Annotated in this window: 1 protein-coding gene and 1 pseudogene; both read left to right on the forward strand. The window is 55.9% G+C overall.

Features of this window, described 5'->3' with window-relative positions; translation table 11 throughout:
• Positions 1 to 469 (forward strand): annotated as a pseudogene (locus tag ACDP63_RS24725) (hypothetical protein); the annotation flags it as partial.
• 244 nt (positions 470 to 713) lie between these two features.
• A complete protein-coding gene (locus tag ACDP63_RS24730; protein ID WP_151208806.1) occupies positions 714 to 1,655 on the forward strand; it encodes a porin in 942 nt (313 codons plus the stop codon).
• Positions 1,656 to 1,773 lie beyond the last annotated feature (118 nt).

The following is a 1,773-nucleotide window of genomic DNA, read 5'->3' on the forward strand; positions in this document are numbered from 1 at the left end:
AACGGCTTCACCGCACTCGGCATACCCGAAACTCAAGCCGTGGGATGACTCCGTCGGGGGAAAGGGGAACTCTGACCGTCAGTCAATTTGTGCAACAGAGTCTGCGGCGATCCTCGGCATGAACATGCCCAAGGATCCGCGGGTGCGGACGCTCATCGAGAACCCGCATGAAGCCGCGCTCGACTGGCACAAGCGGGAGCGTTTCGTGCCGCCGAACCATTATGTCATCGTTCCGAACGCGCTTTGCGACCAGAGACCCGACCTGGTGCGCGAGGTCTGGCGGATGCTTGTCAAAAGCCGCGCGGCCGCAACACCCGAGGGCAGCATTGATCCATGGCCGGTGGGGATCGAGGCGAACCGCAAGGCGCTTGAAGCGGCGATCCGGTTTGCGACGCAGCAGCATATGATCACCAAGCCTATCACGGTCGAGGAACTGTTCCATCCGCTGATCCGTGACATTGCGCCGTGAAAATCGGCCCTGCATGGGAAATGAGGAAAGGGGGGGCTGCCCCCCCTTTTTTCTTTTTAGATTTCCTGTTTCCAGGCTGACGTGATTGCTGTTCACACAAGTTATGGCCTTTGGGCACTTTACGATTATCTATGACGACTTTCCGCAGGCAATTATGAGGTGGTCGTCGCGAGTTCGGTTTTCAAAAGAATAGCGTCGATTGTACGGTCGGGCGTGGAGGCGTCCGTTTTTTATGGGGGGGATAATGAAGTTTTTCAGCATGATTGCAATGACGGCCGCGCTTGCGCCTTGTGCGGCCTTGGCCGATGTGAGCTTGTCCGGCTTTGGCCGATTTGGTCTGACCTATTCGGAGGCGAAGAAACAGGGCGGAGAGAACGGCACGTTCCTCCAGAGTCGATTGCGGCTGGAGATCGATGCATCCGTCGAGACCGATATCGGCTTGAAATTTGGCGCAAAAACCTGGGTTCAGGGCGATCACAACAGCCCTTCCTGGGGCTTCAGTCCCGCGAATTTCTATGTCGAGTATGAAAACTGGTCGCTTGAGATCGGCAATGTGCTTCCGGCTTTCGATGGAGCTTTATTGCTGAAACAGACGCGGCTGGGGGTTCATGCTGTTTCCGTCGGCGGGGATCCGTTGGGGGATTTCTTCATTCTGGCCTATCGCGGATATGGCCGCCTTCCTGATCGGACCGGGGTGGCCTTGAATTATGGCACGCGCAACTTCGACGTGAAGCTGTCCGTGGTGGACCCGGATCAGATCGGCAGCGGCATGGGAGGGGATCTGACCCGAGAGGTTTCCGCCTCGGTTTTCTATCGTCTAAACGACTGGGAGTTTTCTGCTGCAACGGCGCAGAGCGGGGCCGGGGTCAGGGATAACAATCTTTATTTCGTGGGAACGCGTTACAAGGTCAACGATGACCTTCGCATCGGCCTGAACATCAATGACAACGGTTTTGCCGAACTGGGAACGTCTTACGCCCTGTATGGCGACTACAAGTTTAACCGATTTACGTTGGGTTCCTATGTCGTGTATAATGACGGTGATTGGGCGGAAAAGGTGACCGACAGCTCTTATGGTGTCGCCCTCAGATATGATCTGGGTCCAAGTATCTTTCTTGCGGCCTCAGTTCAGCGCGATTACGAGCGCATGACCCTTGCCGATATGGGTGTGCGGTTCGACTTCTGAATAACGCCGCTTTTGTTCACCGACACATATCTCCGCAACCATATGCGGATGGAGGCGAGTTGTACGGATGCGAGGAAATTGCCGTCTCGCTTGTCGTATCGCGTTGCGATGGACCGGA

It is taken from the genome of Paracoccus sp. P2, from assembly GCF_046335115.1.
Lineage (GTDB): Bacteria > Pseudomonadota > Alphaproteobacteria > Rhodobacterales > Rhodobacteraceae > Paracoccus > Paracoccus pantotrophus.